Raw genomic sequence first — 18,421 nt, 5'->3', positions numbered from 1 at the left:
ATACTAAGTAAGTAAGAATATAAGAAAGATCTACACATTGAAGTTAAACATCAAGGAGAGATTTTCGTGAATACAAATCCAATGAGTCAATCTAGAACAATTCAAACCCATTTAATCTTACCTCCAGATACTAATCATCATGAAACTATATTTGGTGGCAAGGTTTTAGCATTTATAGATGAAATCGCAGCCATCACTGCGATGAAACATGCAAAAGGAGCTGTCGTGACTGCTTCTATTGATTCTGTAGACTTTTTATCTTCAGCAAAAGTTGGAGATGTAATTGAATTAGATGCAATTGTATCCTCAACGGGACGCAGTTCAATGGAGGTATACGTTCGCGTAACTTCCATGAATCTACTGACAGGAGAAGAGAAACTTACAACCGAATCTTTCCTGACAATGGTTGCAGTAGATGAAGAGGGGAAACCAGTTCCAGTCCCGGGCATTCATCCAGAAAGTGAGGATGAAAAACGTCTATATGAAACGGGACCAGCAAGAAGGGCCCACCGTAAACAACGTCTAGCGATGAAATACTAAAAACTGAGGTGACTGTATGATAAAGCTAATAGATGAGAATTATAAGTACTTAATGATTTTATTTCTTGGCATCTATTTAATAAATTCTATCTATCTCCATGAGATGACAATTACAATTATGGTTATCCTTTTGGTTATCATTTTAGAATTATTTATACACCGTCATCAAATGAAGCAACTTAGTTATATGCAGATTGCAATAATGGGTATTGTAGTTATTGCTGGAATCGCTGGACTCATCTATTTGCTAGTTACGCTTCAAATCTTCTTAAACCCATTTAATCTACCACACGCAGTAGAGACCATTTTAGTGGTATTATTTCTAGCGTTTGGTCTTTATATTTTGTGGCAATTTTTACGAAAACTGTTTAAGCGAGCATTAGAGCATTAAGGAAGACCCTCCAAAAGAGAAATCTTTAGGAGGGATTTTTTTATGAAACTATTTCCTGAAGCTCTTCGTAAAAAGAATAGGGGGGATGTAAATGAAACATATTTATGAACGGACAGCTAAATATGCTAAAATTGCCTCTATTACTGTATTAATAATTTACATAGCAGTAATTTTGGGCTTTAGGGAGACTTTATTAACGGATTGGGAATTACATATATCTGTAGGATGGACGCTTCTCATTTTCTTTAGTTTGACTTTCTTGTTCCAACAAGCAGCGAACAAGCTACCAGTGGAGCAGAGCACAGTTACAGAACAAACTCCATCTGAGTTTACATTAAAGGAGTTAAATTTCCAAAGTGATGTCTCGATTATTCCGAGGAGTTTTTTAGTATCCCCTACTGGTGAAAGGCTTTATAGCATCAGTCCTACAGTGGAACAGCCGGTCATAAGAAGGCTAAATGCATTTCCACTTATTCGAAAAGGAATGATATTTCCAGTAACTTATGATGTTATAACAATGGATGGTCAAGTGGTTAGTAAGTTTACTATTGCAAACAAATTTAAATTTATGGAGATACAAGTGTTTGATCATAAGCAGGTACACCTTTCAACTGCAGTACTTCCAGTTTTTTCAGTAAAAAATAGAGCACTAGTATTTGACCCAAATCGGGAAAAAACACATCAAATGGAAGCAAAGAGTGCGTACGGTGATATAGACGTAAATGATTTGAAGGGTAAAAGATTAGCAACCTATCGCTTTGGTATGTTTCCGTATGCTACACACCCGGCCTTTGAGCTGCAAGGGATGAATGTTCACGTTTCATTTGCAGAAGGCCTATCATATGTAGAAAAACTAACTTTTACAGCTTTATTTTATTACTGGACTGCTAATCAGTCCTGATTTAAATGGAGATATAAGAAGGAGGCTCATCATAAGAAAATATGATGTGCCTCCTTTATATTAGTGTGCTTTATAATTATAGATGGGCTTAATAACCTCTAATACATCAACCGTGTCATGAATATGAGCAAGTATATTCTCCATAGCCTTGTAGGCAAAAGGAGATTCATCTACTGTGGCAGACACTACGGAAGTACTCCAAATTCCTTCCATTGAAGCTTGAAAGTCCTCTAACGCTACTTGTTTTCTTGCTTGAGAACGGCTCATTAAACGGCCAGCTCCATGAGGGCCAGAATAATTCCATTCAGGATTTCCTTTTCCGCGACAGATAAGTGAGCCATCACGCATATTCATTGGTATAATTACGATTTCATCAGCTTGAGCCGATATTGCTCCCTTGCGTAAAATCATGTTATCTAAGTCAATATAATTATGAATGGTATCAAACTCTGATTGAACACTCCAGTTCATTCCTCTACAAATAACATCAACCATTGTCTTACGATTAAATGCGGCGTACTTTTGGGCAATGGAAAGATCATATAAATAATCCTTCATATTGTCTCCTTCTACATATGCAAGATCTCTTGATACGCTGTTACCTAAAGTATCGGCTGCTACTTGCTGATAATGCTCTGCAATTTGTTTTCCTAAGTTTCTACTTCCAGAGTGAATGACTAGATAGATACTGCCATCTTCCCCTTCATTCAGTTCTATAAAGTGGTTTCCCCCTCCTAGTGAACCTAGGCTTAACCTTGCGCGCTGTTCATTAATAGGAGCAGCTACTTCTTCGAAAGGTATTTCTATTGTATTACGATGTTCTTTTTGGCGAATACGAGTTCCGCTTGGTACATTTTTCTTGATTGTCTTATCAAGCTTGGCAAAATCCACATCTTCTTTTCTAGTATCTAGCTTTGCACAAATCATTCCGCATCCTAAATCGACTCCTACAAAATTAGGGACTACTTTATCAGTAATCGTCATAGTAGTGCCTACCGTACAGCCTTTTCCAGCATGTAAATCTGGCATCATTCTAATTTTGGTGTCCTGAAGAAATGGAAGACTACAAAGCTGTTCTACCTGAGATTTTGCAGTTTCTTCTATTGTATCTGTAAAAACTAATGCATTATTATGTGTTCCTTTAATCTCAATCATATTATCCCCCTAAGTAAATTTTAACTTCTAAACAAATTAAACCAGCCCTTATACTTGAACCAAGCAATCATCCCAGTAGCAATTACTACCATTAAACCAACGACAATAAAGTAGCCATACTTCCACTCTAACTCAGGCATATTAATAAAATTCATGCCGTACACTCCAACGATAAACGTTAACGGGATAAAGACGGTAGAAACCGTGGTCAGTATCATCATAATACGATTCATTCGGCTAGCATTGATTGAATCATAGCTGTCCCTTATATCTGCAGTTAACTCTCGATTAGCTTCTACCATCTCGGTTAACTTCAGAAGATGATCATAAATGTCATCAAAATATGCACGCTCACTCTGGTTTAAGTTAATACGCTCGGAGTACATCACTCGGTATAGCAAGTCTCGCATAGGAATGATAGTTCTTCGTAAACGCAATAAGTCACTTCGTAGGTCAAATACTTGATCCATAGACAAATGATCCATGTCCATCGATAGCCTTTCGTCTACCTCATTCAAATAATCCTCGATGTGGTAAACAATTGGGAAGTAGGTGTCTACTACTTTATCCACGATATTGTACGTAATGAGGATGTTGCCACGATCCCAATTTCTAGGGTTACTTCTAATTCTCTCTCTAGCTTCTTGTAACTCTTGCATAGGGGGAAAGTGGAAACTTACAACAAAATCCTTTCCGACAAAAAGGTTGAGCTCCTCAGCCTCCATTTCTTTCTCATTAAAGGCATGTAAAACAAAAAATTCATAATCACCATAGTGATCTAACTTAGGACGTTGCAACATTTGCAAACAATCCTCGATAGCAAGTGGATGGAAGTGAAAGAAGGAGCTTAAAAGTTGTTCCTCTTCTTTTGTCGGTTCACCAATATCCACCCAATACCATTCCAGTTCGTTTGTTTGTATATATTCTAAAGGAAAATCCATAATGACCTCTTGGTTGACTGTCCTGCCTATTGTACTTATCATAAAGAAACCACACTTTCACCAGATCTTTGTATATTATCTCATAATATCCCAATGAAAAATATTAAAACAAAAATGCCAAGGGGTTTTCCCTGGCATTTTTGTTTATCTTTTCTTTTTTAACTTAGTTTCACCGTTTAATGATTTAAATAATGATATGACCATGAGTATCATAATAAAAGAGAACGGTAGAGCTGCAATGATGATAGTGTTTTGTAAAGCAGTGAGCCCATTGACCGATAGTAATATAAGCGCAATGGTCGACTGGATTACTCCCCACGTAAGCTTGACACTATTAGGTGGGGTAAGTGACCCATTAGTAGACTGCATACCGAGAACAAATGTTGCAGAGTCCGCTGACGTAATAAAGAACGATGCTATTAACAAAATTGCTACCAAAGAAATAATAAAAGAGAATGGCATGGTATTAAACATCTCGAAAATAGTTAGCTCCGTTGAAAGGCTTGCTAAATCTGCCACGCCTCTTTTTTGTATATCAATAGCTGTTGTTCCGAAAGATGAGAACCAAATTGCACCCAAAAGAGTAGGTACTAGTAATACTCCAATCATAAACTCGCGAATGGTTCTACCTTTAGAAACTCGAGCGATGAACATGCTCACAAATGGAGCCCAGGATATCCACCAAGCCCAGTAAAAGATCGTCCACATATCCAACCAATCTCTATTGGTAGAACTTAATGGAGCCGTTCTAAAGCTCATTTGAATAATATTTGCTAAATAACCACCAAATGAATCCGTGAACATATTTAGAATTAGTAAAGTTGGTCCTAGAACAATTACAAAAAGTAAAAGGGCAAGAGCAAGTATTAAGTTTAGATTTGAAAGATACTTAATACCTTTACTCAACCCTGACCATGCAGAGGCCACAAATAAGACAGTAACCACAGAAATAATGATAAATTGTGAAAAGATACCTATTTCAAAACCGAATAAGTAGTTAAGACCTGCGTTAATTTGAACAGCGCCGAAGCCAAGGGAAGTAGCAACTCCAAATGCTGTTGCAAAGACAGCTAGCACATCGACAAGGACACCCCAAGGACCTTCCATTTTTTTGCCAAAGATTGGCTTCAGTGTTGCCGAAATTAACCCCGGTTCCCCTTTACGGAACTGGAAGTAAGCAAGTGTTAAAGCAATTACTCCATACATTGCCCAAACGTGTAATCCCCAATGAAAAAAGGATTGTCGTAATCCTTCTTTAAATGCAGCATCCGTATTAGGTTCTTCAGTAGCAGGACTAGTTGCGAAGTGAGATAGAGGTTCAGCGGCACCATAAAAGACAAGACCGATTCCCATTCCTGCTGAGAATAGCATGGCTAACCAGGAAATTAAACTGAAATCTGGTCGATCAGTATCCTTACCTAATCGTATCTTCCCGTACGGACTGAAGATAAAAAATATACTAACTAACAACATCACTGACATGAGTAGCATGTAATACCAACCAAATGATGTTGAAACAAACGACTTACCTCGTGTAGTAAGCGCCTCAAAACTTTCCGGAGCTAGTGCTCCATAACCGACCGCTATAATAATAAGGCCGATCGTGATATAAAATACTTTTGAAATATTCTTCATGTTTCCTCCTTTTAAAATCAACTAAGTTAAGTCTATTACTATACTAAGATAAAGTTGTTTAATCAACCCATATGCCCAGAATAACCGTTTTTCAATCAACTTAAACGCTTTTTTTAGGTATTTTATACGATAAAATCTATGAGTATTAATTTGATAAACATATATTATCCATATTAAACATTATTTGGTAATAATTTTAATGAGTACTAGCATGACCAGACCGAATTGTAGGGGCCGATTCGATTATGTTTGCGATAGTGTCTCTTAAAGTATGGTCCGTACCAAATGAAGCTATTCATAAGCTGCCCATAGCTAAGGAATATTAAATAAGGATCAAGTCTGTCTTGGTTTTATCTTGCATAATGGCTTACATAAAATTATTCTTTTTTTTTTGGTGATTGAGGTGTTTGTCTATTCCTCTTATGATTTCTTGCATTTATTACTATAAGTGCAAGAGGAGGTGAAAAATATGAGTAATCATCATATGTGCCATTCATGCGGGAAGAATATGAGTTGGGGCCAACAATGTGGGTGCAATAGACAGCTACCAGCAGCTGAGCCAATTATTTGCCCACCGCAATATCGCGTTTGTGATTCTTTCATACCAAGAGTTCAGCCAGTCATTCAACCAATTGTAAATGTTAATAGAGAGCATATCGTAAATGTTCCGCAATATTACGTTACAGAATCGAATGAAACAGTGGTAGTACCTGAAGCACAAAATGCTTACCCTGTTAACAATCAGTTTTCAGGTGGATCCCATCGTGGATTTTTCTCTAGATTTCGTTAATTTTTGAACTATAGCGTCGACTTAACCAAGTTTTGTCTATCTTTATCGAATATTGCAAATGCCCTTTATAAAAGGTGCATTTGCTTTTTTATTTTCTCGGTAAAGGAAGAAATGAATTTATTAATTTTTTTTTAATATACTAAACATGTAGCAAAAACGAGATATTGTAATTTTCCGTAAATTTTGATAAAGTTGGTCTTACTAATAGAAAAATAGAGTTAGAATTTGGGGGAGAATGTATTGAAGCTATTTCTTTCGGTTGATATGGAAGGCATAACAGGTCTGCCGGATTACACATTTGTGGAGTCGAACAAGCATAACTATGAAAGAGCAAGACGCATCATGACGCAAGAAGCCAATGCAATTATAGAAGGGGCACTATCTACAGGAGTTAACGAGGTCCTAGTTAATGACAGCCATTCAAAAATGAATAATCTTTTAGTGGAGGAATTACATCCAGAAGCCTCTTTAATAACAGGAGACCTTAAGCCTTATTCGATGGTACAGTCTTTAGACGAAAGTTACATAGGAGCAGTATTTGCGGGATATCATTCTAGAGCAGGACAACCTGGGGTTATGAGCCATTCCATGATTTTTGGAGTTCGTAATATGTACATCAATGACGTAGAGATAGGCGAGCTTGGACTTAATGCATACGTGGCTGGCTATTACGGAGTTCCTGTCATTATGGTTGCTGGAGATGACGGAGCTTGTCGAGAGGCAGAAGCTCTTATACCTGGCATTGTAACAGCTGCTGTAAAGCAGTCTATATCTAGGTCTGCTGTAAAAACATTACATCCTCAAAAATCACAAGCCCTTCTTAAAGAAAAAGTAGCAGAGGCTATTAAAAAAAGAAATCATATTCCACCACTGACACCTCCCGAGCACCCAATATTAAAAATTGAATTTACAAACTACGGACAAGCTGAGTGGGCAGCACTTATGCCTGGCTGTGAAATAATAGAAGGAACAACTATCGTAAAATTTGAAGCAAAAGATATTCTTGAAGCGTATCGTGCGATGCTTGTCATGGTAGAGCTAGCAATGCAAACCAAATTCTGTTAGGAGGAAGCCTGCCGTGACGAAGTATATTATTAAGCGTTTTATGATGATGATAGCAACAATCCTCATCATCGCGACTCTCACATTTGCATTAATGCACACCATACCGGGTTCTCCTTTTGATGGTGAAAGAACTTCGAATCCTACTATTCAAGCAAACTTAGAAAAGTTTTATAAGCTAGACCAGCCTATGTACGTCCAATATTTGAACTATTTGAAGTCAATTGTTACATTCGATTTTGGTCCATCGATTAAAAAACCAAATGAATCAGTCAATGAACTGTTAGCAAGGGGATTTCCAATTTCCTTTGAGTTAGGGATGGCAACTATCCTAGTTGCTTTATTGTCTGGGGTTCTTTTAGGTACATTGGCAGCTCTCCGGCATAACGGTGTTATTGATTATTTGGCTATGACTTTTGCGGTAATTGGTATATCAGTTCCTAACTTTGTTTTAGCTACTTTACTGATTCAGCAAGTGGCAGTAACGTGGGAGTTATTACCGCCAGCCACTTGGAGTAGTCCGTTGCATATGATTCTTCCAACCCTAGCATTGGCCACGGGACCTACGGCAATAATCGCTCGTTTGACTAGATCCAGCATGCTAGAAGTATTGACACAGGATTATATCAAAATGGCAAGAGCTAAAGGACTTTCTCCAGTTAGAATTGTTTTTCGTCATGCCTTAAGAAATGCCTTAATGCCAGTAGTAACCATTATGGGTACGATGTTAGCAGGTATTCTAACAGGTACCTTCGTAATAGAACGCATTTTTGCCATTCCAGGAATGGGAAAATACTTTGTAGAAAGCATTAATAATCGTGATTATCCAGTTATCATGGGAACGACGGTCTTTTATAGTGCATTCTTAGTATTTATGCTGTTCTTAGTAGACATTGTCTATGGCATATTAGATCCACGTATCAAATTACATCGTAAAGAGGGGGATGCTTAATGGTTAAAACACAAGAGACTGTATCCCCAGTAGAAATAAAGGATGAATGGTTTCGTCCAAAAGTAAAAGAAGAGGGAGAAGCCGAATCTGTTGTAAGACCTTCTTTGTCCTATTGGAAGGATGCATGGAGAAGACTAAAGAAAAATAAGCTTGCAATGGGAGGACTGCTCTTTTTAGTTCTTCTCACCCTGTTTGCTATATTTGGTCCGATCTTTTCACCCTATGATATGGATGAAGTAAATTATCCAATGCAAAATCAAGGTCCATCAGCTGAGCATTGGTTCGGTACGGACGAGGCAGGTCGAGATGTTTTTACAAGAACATGGTACGGTGCTAGGGTTTCGTTATTTGTAGGGGTAATGGCTGCATTAATTGATTTCTTTATTGGAATTATTTATGGAGGCTTTAGTGGTTACAAAGGCGGCAGAGCAGATGCGATCATGATGCGTATTATTGAAGTACTTTATGGTCTACCGCATTTACTGGTAGTTATTTTATTGATGGTTGTAATGGGTCCAAGTCTAACAACCATTATAGTGGCGTTAACGGTAACTGGCTGGGTAGGTATGGCTAGGATTGTACGGGGCCAGGTATTACAGATTAAAAATTATGAATTTGTAACTGCATCCAAATCCTTTGGTGCCAAAAGCTCAAGAATCATACGGAAAAACTTATTGCCTAATACGATGGGTCCTATTATTGTCCAAATGACTCTTACTGTACCGAGTGCGATATTTGCAGAGGCATTTCTTAGTTTTTTAGGACTAGGAGTATCTGCACCCGCTGCCAGCTGGGGTGTAATGGCAAATGATGCCTTGCCAGTAATTTTATCTGGCCATTGGTGGAGGTTGTTTTTCCCTGCATTCTTTATCTCTGTGACAATGTTTGCATTTAATGTATTAGGAGATGGCTTACAGGATGCACTTGATCCAAAGCTTAGGAGGTAAGAATGGATGAATGAACATCAATTAGATCATGCAAAGGAACTTGCTCGAGGGAAAGTAGATGAAGTAGCTGCATCCTTACAATCGGGTGACTCTTTAGCTAGGCCTAACGGTAAGAAAGCAAGAAAGAAGATAACGGATGAAAAAATATTACAGGTTAATAACCTACAAGTTTCATTTAAAACGTATGGGGGAGAGGTAGAAGCAGTCAGGGGAGTCAACTTTGATTTATATAAAGGTGAAACATTAGCAATCGTTGGTGAATCTGGCTGTGGTAAGAGTGTGACCTCTAATGCCATCATGGGATTGATACCGGAGCCAGCAGGCAAGATTAAGAATGGAAGTATCTTATTTAAAAACAAAGAGCTTACGAAGCTAAGTAAATCAGAACTCAGAAAGATCCAAGGTATTGATGTATCCATGATTTTTCAAGACCCTATGACAGCCTTAAATCCTACGCTTACTATAGGGGAGCAGTTAACGGAAGGTTTGAGGACACATAAGAAGGTTGGAAAACAAGAGGCTAGGCTAAAGGCAATCGAAATGCTAAACCTGGTAGGCATCCCGAATCCTTCGGAAAGATTAAAACAGTATCCTCACCAATTCTCTGGTGGGATGAGACAGCGTATCGTAATCGCCATTGCTTTAATCTGTGATCCAGAACTGCTTATAGCAGATGAACCTACCACTGCCTTAGACGTAACGATACAAGCACAAATATTGGAGCTCTTTGAAGAAATTCAAAGGAAAACCGATATTTCAATTATTTTAATTACTCATGATTTAGGGGTAGTAGCAAAGATAGCTGATCGCATAGCGGTGATGTATGCAGGTAAAATTGTGGAGATAGGGGATAAAAGAGAAATTTTTTACACTCCACAGCATCCTTATACTCAAGGGCTTCTAAACTCAGTTCCACGTTTGGATTTAATGGATGAGGAGTTGCAGCCAATTGATGGAACACCACCTGACCTTTTCTCACCTCCTACTGGCTGTCCGTTTACTGCACGATGCAAGTTTGCCATGGAAGTATGTGATCATGTGTATCCATTTACAAGTAAGCTATCAGATGCCCATAAGGTAGATTGCTGGCTCCAGGATGACAGAGCAAAGGTTTTACAATTACAAAAGTAAAAAGGATGAGAGCGCGCAAGTGCATTCACATATACAATACAGAGGGGGAAACTAGGATGAAAAAATGGCTTTCATTATTAATTGTGGCTTTGTTTGTTCTTGTGTTAAGCGCGTGTACAGCCAATGAAGAGGCTGGGAAGACACCGACCGAGACTGAGCCGACGACAACAAAGACGGACGAGGGTAAAGAGGAACCTGCTCCAGAGGCAGAAAAAGTACTTAAGCTAAATAATGGCAATGAGCCAACGTCATTTGATCCATCGGTAGGGTTTGATGCAGTATCATGGAGCGCGTTAAACAACCTTATGGAGGGTCTAGTAAGATTAAACAAAGACCATCAAGCTGAAGAGGCTACGGCGGAGAAGATTGATATATCAGAGGATGGGCTAACGTATACATTTACGATTCGTGAAAATGCAAAATGGTCTAATGGAGACCCTGTTGTAGCAGGAGATTTTGTTTATGGATGGTTGCATATGTTAAATCCTGAAACTGCTTCTCCAGCAGCGTTCTTGGCCTATTTTATTGAAGGGGCAGAGGCTTATAACAATGGAGAAGGAGCAGCTGATGCAGTAGCGATTAAAGCTGTTAGTGAGAAAGTATTTGAAGTTAAACTTGCTGCTCCAACTGAAGCATTTTTAAATATTATCACGAACCCAAGCTTCTTCCCGGTCAACGAGAAGGTAGCTACAGAAAATCCTGAATGGTTTACAGAAGCAGAATCATTTGTTGGGAATGGTCCTTTTAAATTGGCTAGTTGGGATCATGATGTAAGCTTCACTTTTGAGAAAAACGAAAGCTATTGGGATGCTGAAACTGTGAAGCTAGACAAAGTCGAGTGGGCAATGATTGATGATTCGAATACAGAATATCAAATGTACTCAACAGGTGATTTAGATGTCTCTGGTGTTCCAGCAGAGCTTGCAGACCAATTAAAAGATGATCCGGAGTTAAAAAACGAAGACCAAGCCGGTCTGTATTTCTTCCGCTATAACGTTTCAATGGAACCATTTACAAACAAAAAAATTCGCCAAGCATTTGGTATGGCTGTTGACCAACAAGAAATCGTAGAATTCGTTACGAAAAATGGCGAGAAACCTGCTGAGGGATTTGTACCATACGGATTTAAAGGTCCTGATGGCAAGGAATTTAGAGAGACTGCTGGAAAGCTAATACAGCATGATGCGGAAAAAGCAAAAGCACTTTTAGCAGAAGGTATGAAAGAGGAAGGTTACACAGAATTACCTCAAGTAACGTTAACTTATTCTACAAGTGATACACACAAGAAAATTGCAGAGGCACTTCAAAGTAAATTTAAGGAAGTTCTAGGAGTAGAAGTAGCACTACAAAATGTAGAGGCTAGCGTATTTGCTTCAGAGCAAAAAGAGTTCAAATACATGTTATCACGCTCTTCCTTCTTATTTGACTATGCTGATCCTGTAAACGCATTAGAAAGCTTCATTACTGGTTCTTCTATGAATCGTACTACTTGGTCTAGCCCAGAGTTCGATAAAATGATTGCTGATATTAAAAATGAAACAGATGAGCAAAAACGTTGGGATATGCTAATAGAGGCTGACAAATTCTTAATGGAAGAAATGCCTGTTATTCCAATCCACTATTACAACCAAGTAACACTAGAGAAATCGAATGTTAAAGGTATTGTAAGACATCCAGTTGGATACATGGATTTAAAATGGGCAGATAAGGAATAAAAGTATTTATTCCCAAACAAAAGATGCGGCACTTTTGCAAGTGCCGCCCTTTTCTTTAAAAACAAAGGAGATTATACATATGAAAATAAAGCCAAATAGATTGAAAAAAGGGGATACAATTGGAATTATTGCTCCAGCTAGTCCTCCTAACTTAGATCAACTGAAACGCTCCCTATCGTTTTTAGAGGAATTAGGATTATCTTATAGAATGGGAAAAAGTGTAGAGCAAGTTAACGGGTATTTAGCGGGCACAGACGAAGAGCGACTAGAGGATTTACATGAGATGTTCGCAGACCCTAACATCAATGGAATAATTTGTGCTGGCGGAGGATACGGTACTGCAAGGTATGCAGACCAAATCGATTATCAATTAATGAATGAAAATCCGAAAATTTTTTGGGGTTATTCAGACATCACTTATTTACATAGTGCAATGAATTTATATTCGGATATTGTCACATTCCATGGTCCCATGTTAGCTTCAGACGTGGGTAAAAGTACATTTAATGAGCTATCCAAAAAAATGTTTTATCAGCTGTTTCAGCCAATAGAGTTACATTACACAGAGGATATATCTCCTTTATCCATAGTTGCTCCTGGGGTAGCCAGAGGGGAGCTGGTTGGTGGAAATCTCTCTCTTCTTGCAAGCGGAATTGGGACCAAATATGAAGTGGATACCAATCGTAAGCTTCTGCTAATAGAGGACATTGGAGAAGAGCCATATAAGGTAGACGGAATGCTAAATCAGCTACGTTTAGCTGGCAAGCTAGATGCAGCTGCTGGATTCGTCATTGGAGACTTCTGTGACGCGGAGCCAAGGAGAGGTAAAAAATCTCTTACAATGGATGAGGTTTTTGACCATTACTTAGGGAACTTAGGTAAACCAGCAATAAAAGGTTTTCTTATCGGACACTGTCAGCCTCACTTTGCGATTCCATTAGGAGTAGACGGCATGTTAAATACAGAGAACCTAACGTTATCTATATTACCAGGAGTAGAGTAGGAGGAATTTAGGGTGAAAATACAAGCTATTGAAACGTTTTATGTTGCTGTTCCACTGACTAAACCTTTCAAAACAGCATTGCGTACAGTTACCACTGCTTTTTCCGTTGTCGTGAAGGTAACCTCTGATGAAGGAAAAGTAGGTTACGGAGAGGCACCACCTACTCATGTAATCACTGGTGAGTCATTAGAAAGTATCCAATACGCTATAAATGAAATTATTTCTCCGCAGCTAATCGGACTTTCTTTACTAGAAAAGGAGATAATTTTTCAGAAGCTCCATAAAGTACTTGTCAGAAATACGAGTGCGAAAGCTGCAGTTGACATGGCAATCTTTGACCTTTTGGGCCAATATGCTGAGCTACCACTTTATCAATATTTAGGAGGCTATCGAAATAGCCTTACAACCGATTTTACTGTGAGTGTCAATGAACCAGCTGAGATGGCAGAGGATGCTGAGCGCTACGTAAGAGAAGGGTTTCAAATACTCAAAGTAAAGGTTGGAATAGGTACGATACAAGAGGATATTGAACGTATTGAGGCTATTAGGAGGCGAGTAGGAAAAGATATTAAAATAAGGCTCGATGCCAATCAGGGATGGAGTGCAAAAGAAGCCGTACGCGCTATAGGTACTATGGAAGACACTGGGCTTAATATTGAGTTTGTCGAGCAGCCAGTTCCTGCAGAGGATCTAGAAGGCTTAAAATACGTAACTGAACGAACGGCAACCCCTATTATGGCAGATGAGAGTGTTTTCTCGATTTATGATGCTAAGCGTGTATTAGAAATGCGGGCTGCAGACTTAATTAATATTAAATTAATGAAATCTGGTGGCATTTATCAGGCATTAAAGATTAATACATTGGCAGAGGCAAATGATATCACATGTATGGTAGGGAGTATGATTGAAACTAAAATAGGAATAACAGCAGCAGCTCATTTGGCAGCGAGTCAGCCTAATATCCTTTTTTATGATTTTGATGCCCCTTTAATGCTGGCGGAGGACATTGTTACAGGCGGTGTCGTCTACCAAGCTAGCACGATGACCTTTTCGAAATCCTATGGGCTAGGCATTGCGAGCGTTAAAATAGGGGAGGGACAAAAATGACAGTAGAAAAAAGTTATTGGGCCTGTGCAGTAAAGGTTGCGACGGTCTGGACAGAGCCGGCTTCCGCTCGGGAAGTAGATGCTCCAGGAATATCCAATCCTGTACAGCTTGTTGAATGGCTAGAAGCTTTGCCATACAAGGAGCGACTAGCCCTTTGTGATGAGAACCGTGTTCAAACTCAGCTTCTTTATGGAGAGCCAGTTATTGTGGATGAGATAAAGGACGATTGGGCTAAAATAATCGCAGTCTGGCAGCCCTCTAAAAAAGACGAAAGAGGCTATCCGGGTTGGGTGCCGTTGGCTCAATTGAAAGAAATAGTAGAGGCTGGCAACAAAGGAATTGTTCGAGTAAAGAGTACAAGAAGCCAGTTATGGGATCCGGAAGAAAAACCATTACTGATTCTACCTTTTAATACAATTCTACCTGTTCTATCGGAAACAGATGATTTCTATAAGGTTCGAGCGCCACATGGAGAGGGGCTGCTCCGAAAAGAAAATGTGCAATATGCTGCATCTAAGGAACAATTACCAAAACTCCCACTAGAGGAAACTGTGAGGCTGGGGGAAGCCTACTTAGACTTACCATATCTATGGGGAGGGATGTCTCCATATGGCTTTGATTGCTCAGGATTTTCATACAACATGTTAAAGGCGTGTGGCTATTTTATCCCACGCGATGCAAGTGATCAGGCGAGAGAAGGTATAGAGGTCTCTAAGGATGAACCTTCTTCATGGAAAAAGGGAGACTTGCTATTTTTTGCAAATGACGAAGGCACAGGCTCAGTTCGTCATGTTGGATTTTACTATGGGAATGGTCAATTATTACATTCACCTTCAACAGGGAAGTCAGTGGAAATTTTAGTATTAGAAGGCTCCAAGCTACAAAAAGAGATATGTGCTGTGAGAAGATATGCCGTTTAGGGGGGAAAGATATGACGGAGAATGTACTATTATCTGTAAAGGATTTAAAGAGACATTTTGATATTGGTCAAGGCAGCACTTTAAAGGCAGTGGATGGGATTAGCTTTGACATACTCAAGGGAGAAACATTTGGCTTAGTTGGGGAATCGGGCTGTGGTAAATCTACCGCTGGACGTACTATCCTAGGTCTGTATAACCGGACTGAGGGAGATGTGCTATTCGAACAAAAGAATGTACATGAAATGAATGATAAAGAACGCAAAAATTATTTGAAGAAAATGCAAATGATTTTCCAAGATCCCTACGCATCTCTAAATCCTAGGTCCACAGTCCTCGAAATTATTGCAGAGCCTATCGAAATTCATAAATTATATAGCTCTAAAAAAGAGGTTAGAGATAGAGTTTACGAGCTGTTAGAAGATGTCGGACTAAATCGAGATCATGCTAATAGGTACCCACATGAATTCTCAGGCGGACAAAGACAACGTATAGGAATTGCGCGAGCCCTGGCATTAGATCCGGAATTTATCATAGCAGATGAGCCAATATCAGCGTTGGACGTTTCTGTACAAGCTCAAGTAGTAAAATTGTTACAGCGTCTTCAAAAGGAAAAAGGGTTAACCTATTTATTTATCGCTCATGATCTATCTATGGTTAAATATATTTCTGATCGTATTGGTGTAATGTATTTAGGGCATATGGTTGAACTAACAACAAGTAGTCAGCTTTATGAAAGCCCATTACATCCATATACGCAGGCATTGTTGTCGGCAATTCCAATTCCAGACCCTGATATTGAGGAATCCCGTCAACGGATTATCCTACAAGGCGAGCTACCAAGTCCGATCAATCCACCTTCGGGTTGTGTATTCAGGACAAGATGTCCTCATGCGATGTCTATATGTGCAGAGAAAAAGCCGATTTGGAAAGAGCAGGAACCAGGCCATTTTGTTGCCTGTCATCTTTATAATTAATATGGGATTACACCAGTCTGATTGAAATGGATTGGTGTTTTTTTATTTTGATTTATAGCTATGTAGAAGGAAAACGAATTAATTTAGAATATTATAGAACTTATTCAAATTTGAGACGTATAAGTTAATGGAGATCAAATTAGTGATAAGGAAGGTGAGTTAATTGGAACAAAAAACAATAGTACGGTTACAAAATCTTTCTAAAGTAATCGGGACAAAGAAAATTATCGACGACCTGACATTAGACTTGTATTCTGGGCAAATAACAGGATTCTTAGGGCCGAATGGAGCAGGGAAAACAACAACTATACGGATGATGACTGGTCTTATGAAGCCAACATCAGGAGAGGTGTTTATAGAAGGCAAGCCTTTGTCCGAGGATTTTGAGGGGTCCATGAGCAAGGTAGGGGTAATTGTAGAGAACCCTGAAATGTATAAGTTTATGAGCGGATATAAAAATCTCGTTCATTTTGCTCGAATGAATAAGAACATCACCAAAGAACGTATTGATGAAGTAATTGCTCAGGTGGGACTTCAAAAGCGTATTCACGAAAAGGTATCCACCTATTCTTTAGGAATGAGACAGCGTCTTGGCCTAGCACAGGCTATCCTACATAAGCCTAAATTTCTTATTTTAGACGAGCCCACAAACGGGTTAGATCCTGCAGGGATTCGGGAATTCCGCACATACTTAAAAAAGATCGCAGTAGAAGATGGTGTTGCTATCTTTGTTTCAAGTCATTTGCTCGCAGAGATAGAATTAATGTGTGATAGAATTGCTGTTATTCAAAATGGGAAGCTCTTATCTATTCAAGAGGTAAATGAACAGCAAAAATCTTATTATTACATCGAAGCATCTGAACTAGAAAAAGTAGTAGATTTCTTTAAACATAAAGAGATTACAATGGAGGCTCAAGGAAGTGGTTTTATAATTCCACTTAATAAAGAGGAAGTGCCTGCATTAGTTGCAGAGATGATTGCGAATGGCCTACAAATCTATTCCATCACTCCAAATAGAAAAACATTAGAAGATCAATTCTTAGAAATTACAGGAGGTGGACAAATTGCTGAATCTCGTGCGAAATGAGTGGTTAAAACTATGGAGTAAAAAAGCAACCTGGATTATGGCTATACTGCTCGTATTAGTAATGCTTGGTTCTGCTGGCTTTGTGAAATGGATGAATTCCTTGGAAGTAGGACAGGACGAATCAGGAGAAGCTATTACAGTTAGTCAGATGGCTGCTAGCTCAGAGGATCCAGAAATAACTAAATATAGATTGGATAATGAACTGCCACCACCAATTATAGATGATAGTGCACAAGGCTTTTTCACTGGCCTTCCTGGTATGATGTCAGTTGTTACATTACTTACAGTAGTTGTTGCAGGTGGTATAGTCGCTTCTGAATTTTCTCAAGGAACGATTAAAATGTTATTAACAAGACCAGTGAAACGTTGGAAAATTCTAACGTCTAAACTTTTAACGGTTGGTTTATTTGCAGTAGCAATGACTGGTATTCTTCTTATTTCAGGTATCATTTTTGGATATATATTCTTTGATAATGTACCAGGAACCCAATTAGAGTTAGTAGACGGTGCTGTAGTTGAAGTTTCATTCTGGGGTAGATTGTTACTGTTAACTGCTTTATCGCTAATCAATGTATTAGTGATTGGAACGTTGGCCTTTATGATTGGCTCTGTTTTCCGTTCGAGCTCATTGGCAATAGGAATATCTATTTTCTTGATGTTTACAGGAGTACAAGTAACCGGTGTTCTCGCGATGTTGGAAATAGAATTTTCAAAGTACATTTTATTTGCTAATACAAATTTAAGTCAATTTATCGGAACAAAAGAGCCGCTACTTGAAAGTATGTCTATGGGCTTCTCTATTGTCGTAATTGCTGTGTACCTAGTGATATTCCTTGTGACAAGCTACTGGTCATTTACAAAACGTGATGTCACGGCATAATTGCCTATTGCATATTTCAAAAACTTGTAGTATTCTGAATTTAACTTAAAGAAAGAGGTGAAGCATTATGGCTATTGTATATAATTCGATTCGAATCAGTAAGCTCATGATGTCTCACCCTGTTATTTTCTAAAATGTAGGCGGAATAGGTATTAGTTTGATTGTATACAGACAATCGAGCTTATTTCTTCATACTTTTTGAAATTTCTTTACTAATGAACGGGAGACCATGATTGCTGATTCGAGCAATCATGGTTTTTTTGTTGCCCAGTAATTCGCTTAATATAATG

18 protein-coding genes are annotated in these 18,421 nt (G+C 38.7%); 15 read left to right on the top strand and 3 right to left on the bottom strand.

All coding sequences use genetic code 11. From position 1 onward, the window contains the following. The first annotated feature begins 81 nt into the window (after positions 1 to 81). The 3 genes from MKY09_RS18695 (at position 82) to MKY09_RS18685 (ending at position 1,832) form a co-directional block, all read left to right on the top strand. Positions 82 to 540 carry an acyl-CoA thioesterase gene (locus MKY09_RS18695; RefSeq protein ID WP_342568267.1) on the top strand — a complete coding sequence of 153 codons (459 nt, stop codon included), beginning with the start codon at positions 82 to 84 and terminating at the stop codon, positions 538 to 540. A 16-nt stretch (positions 541 to 556) separates the two neighbouring features. After that, positions 557 to 931 carry a hypothetical protein gene (locus MKY09_RS18690; RefSeq protein WP_342560066.1) on the top strand — a complete coding sequence of 125 codons (375 nt, stop codon included), beginning with the start codon at positions 557 to 559 and terminating at the stop codon, positions 929 to 931. A 91-nt stretch (positions 932 to 1,022) separates the two neighbouring features. Further along, positions 1,023 to 1,832, top strand: coding sequence for a hypothetical protein (locus MKY09_RS18685; RefSeq protein WP_342567298.1), 810 nt, complete (start codon positions 1,023 to 1,025; stop codon positions 1,830 to 1,832). Between the two features lie 60 nt (positions 1,833 to 1,892). Here MKY09_RS18685 and MKY09_RS18680 read toward each other — a convergent pair whose 3' ends face one another. The 3 genes from MKY09_RS18680 to MKY09_RS18670 form a co-directional block, all read right to left on the bottom strand. Beyond that, positions 1,893 to 2,987, bottom strand: coding sequence for an RtcB family protein (locus tag MKY09_RS18680; RefSeq protein WP_342567297.1), 1,095 nt, complete (start codon positions 2,985 to 2,987; stop codon positions 1,893 to 1,895). 20 nt (positions 2,988 to 3,007) lie between these two features. Beyond that, positions 3,008 to 3,970, bottom strand: a complete 963-nt coding sequence (corA, locus tag MKY09_RS18675) for a magnesium/cobalt transporter CorA (protein WP_169359412.1) — start codon at positions 3,968 to 3,970, stop codon at positions 3,008 to 3,010. Positions 3,971 to 4,072: 102 nt separating this feature from the next. Beyond that, complete coding sequence (locus MKY09_RS18670) at positions 4,073 to 5,563, bottom strand: BCCT family transporter (protein ID WP_169359411.1); 1,491 nt, start codon at positions 5,561 to 5,563, stop codon at positions 4,073 to 4,075. Positions 5,564 to 6,032: 469 nt separating this feature from the next. Here MKY09_RS18670 and MKY09_RS18665 point away from each other — a divergent pair, with 469 nt between their 5' ends. The 12 genes from MKY09_RS18665 to MKY09_RS18610 all read left to right on the top strand — a co-directional run bounded on the left by MKY09_RS18665 (position 6,033) and on the right by MKY09_RS18610 (position 18,131). After that, positions 6,033 to 6,353, top strand: a complete 321-nt coding sequence (locus tag MKY09_RS18665) for a hypothetical protein (protein ID WP_169359337.1) — start codon at positions 6,033 to 6,035, stop codon at positions 6,351 to 6,353. Between the two features lie 240 nt (positions 6,354 to 6,593). Further along, positions 6,594 to 7,418 (top strand): M55 family metallopeptidase, encoded by an 825-nt coding sequence (locus MKY09_RS18660; protein WP_169359410.1) that lies wholly within the window; start codon positions 6,594 to 6,596, stop codon positions 7,416 to 7,418. A 13-nt stretch (positions 7,419 to 7,431) separates the two neighbouring features. After that, a complete protein-coding gene (locus MKY09_RS18655) occupies positions 7,432 to 8,367 on the top strand; it encodes an ABC transporter permease (protein WP_169359409.1) in 936 nt (311 codons plus the stop codon). Continuing rightward, positions 8,367 to 9,314 (top strand): ABC transporter permease, encoded by a 948-nt coding sequence (locus MKY09_RS18650; protein WP_169359408.1) that lies wholly within the window; start codon positions 8,367 to 8,369, stop codon positions 9,312 to 9,314. Before MKY09_RS18655 ends, MKY09_RS18650 begins: the two co-directional genes overlap by 1 nt. Before the next feature lie 6 nt (positions 9,315 to 9,320). After that, on the top strand, positions 9,321 to 10,445 hold the full coding sequence (locus tag MKY09_RS18645; protein WP_169359407.1) for an ABC transporter ATP-binding protein: 1,125 nt from the start codon (positions 9,321 to 9,323) through the stop codon (positions 10,443 to 10,445). A gap of 56 nt (positions 10,446 to 10,501) precedes the next feature. Beyond that, positions 10,502 to 12,160 (top strand): peptide ABC transporter substrate-binding protein, encoded by a 1,659-nt coding sequence (locus tag MKY09_RS18640; protein WP_169359406.1) that lies wholly within the window; start codon positions 10,502 to 10,504, stop codon positions 12,158 to 12,160. Between the two features lie 79 nt (positions 12,161 to 12,239). Further along, complete coding sequence (locus MKY09_RS18635; protein ID WP_169359405.1) at positions 12,240 to 13,163, top strand: LD-carboxypeptidase; 924 nt, start codon at positions 12,240 to 12,242, stop codon at positions 13,161 to 13,163. A 12-nt stretch (positions 13,164 to 13,175) separates the two neighbouring features. Next, entirely contained in the window at positions 13,176 to 14,270 is a 1,095-nt protein-coding gene (locus MKY09_RS18630; protein ID WP_342567296.1) for a dipeptide epimerase, read from the top strand. Further along, complete coding sequence (locus tag MKY09_RS18625; RefSeq protein ID WP_342567295.1) at positions 14,267 to 15,190, top strand: C40 family peptidase; 924 nt, start codon at positions 14,267 to 14,269, stop codon at positions 15,188 to 15,190. The genes MKY09_RS18630 and MKY09_RS18625 overlap by 4 nt, the downstream gene beginning before the upstream one ends. A gap of 11 nt (positions 15,191 to 15,201) precedes the next feature. Next, positions 15,202 to 16,164: an oligopeptide/dipeptide ABC transporter ATP-binding protein gene (locus MKY09_RS18620; RefSeq protein WP_342567294.1), complete on the top strand. Its 963-nt coding sequence runs from the start codon at positions 15,202 to 15,204 to the stop codon at positions 16,162 to 16,164. A gap of 163 nt (positions 16,165 to 16,327) precedes the next feature. Continuing rightward, on the top strand, positions 16,328 to 17,251 hold the full coding sequence (locus tag MKY09_RS18615) for an ABC transporter ATP-binding protein (RefSeq protein WP_342567293.1): 924 nt from the start codon (positions 16,328 to 16,330) through the stop codon (positions 17,249 to 17,251). Beyond that, on the top strand, positions 17,229 to 18,131 hold the full coding sequence (locus MKY09_RS18610; RefSeq protein ID WP_342567292.1) for an ABC transporter permease: 903 nt from the start codon (positions 17,229 to 17,231) through the stop codon (positions 18,129 to 18,131). The genes MKY09_RS18615 and MKY09_RS18610 overlap by 23 nt, the downstream gene beginning before the upstream one ends. Positions 18,132 to 18,421 lie beyond the last annotated feature (290 nt).

This window comes from Psychrobacillus sp. FSL K6-4046 (assembly GCF_038624605.1).
In the GTDB taxonomy this organism is placed as follows: Bacteria; Bacillota; Bacilli; order Bacillales_A; family Planococcaceae; genus Psychrobacillus.
Note: the sequence above shows the minus strand (reverse complement) of the source record. Positions and strands in the feature narration are given on the sequence as shown.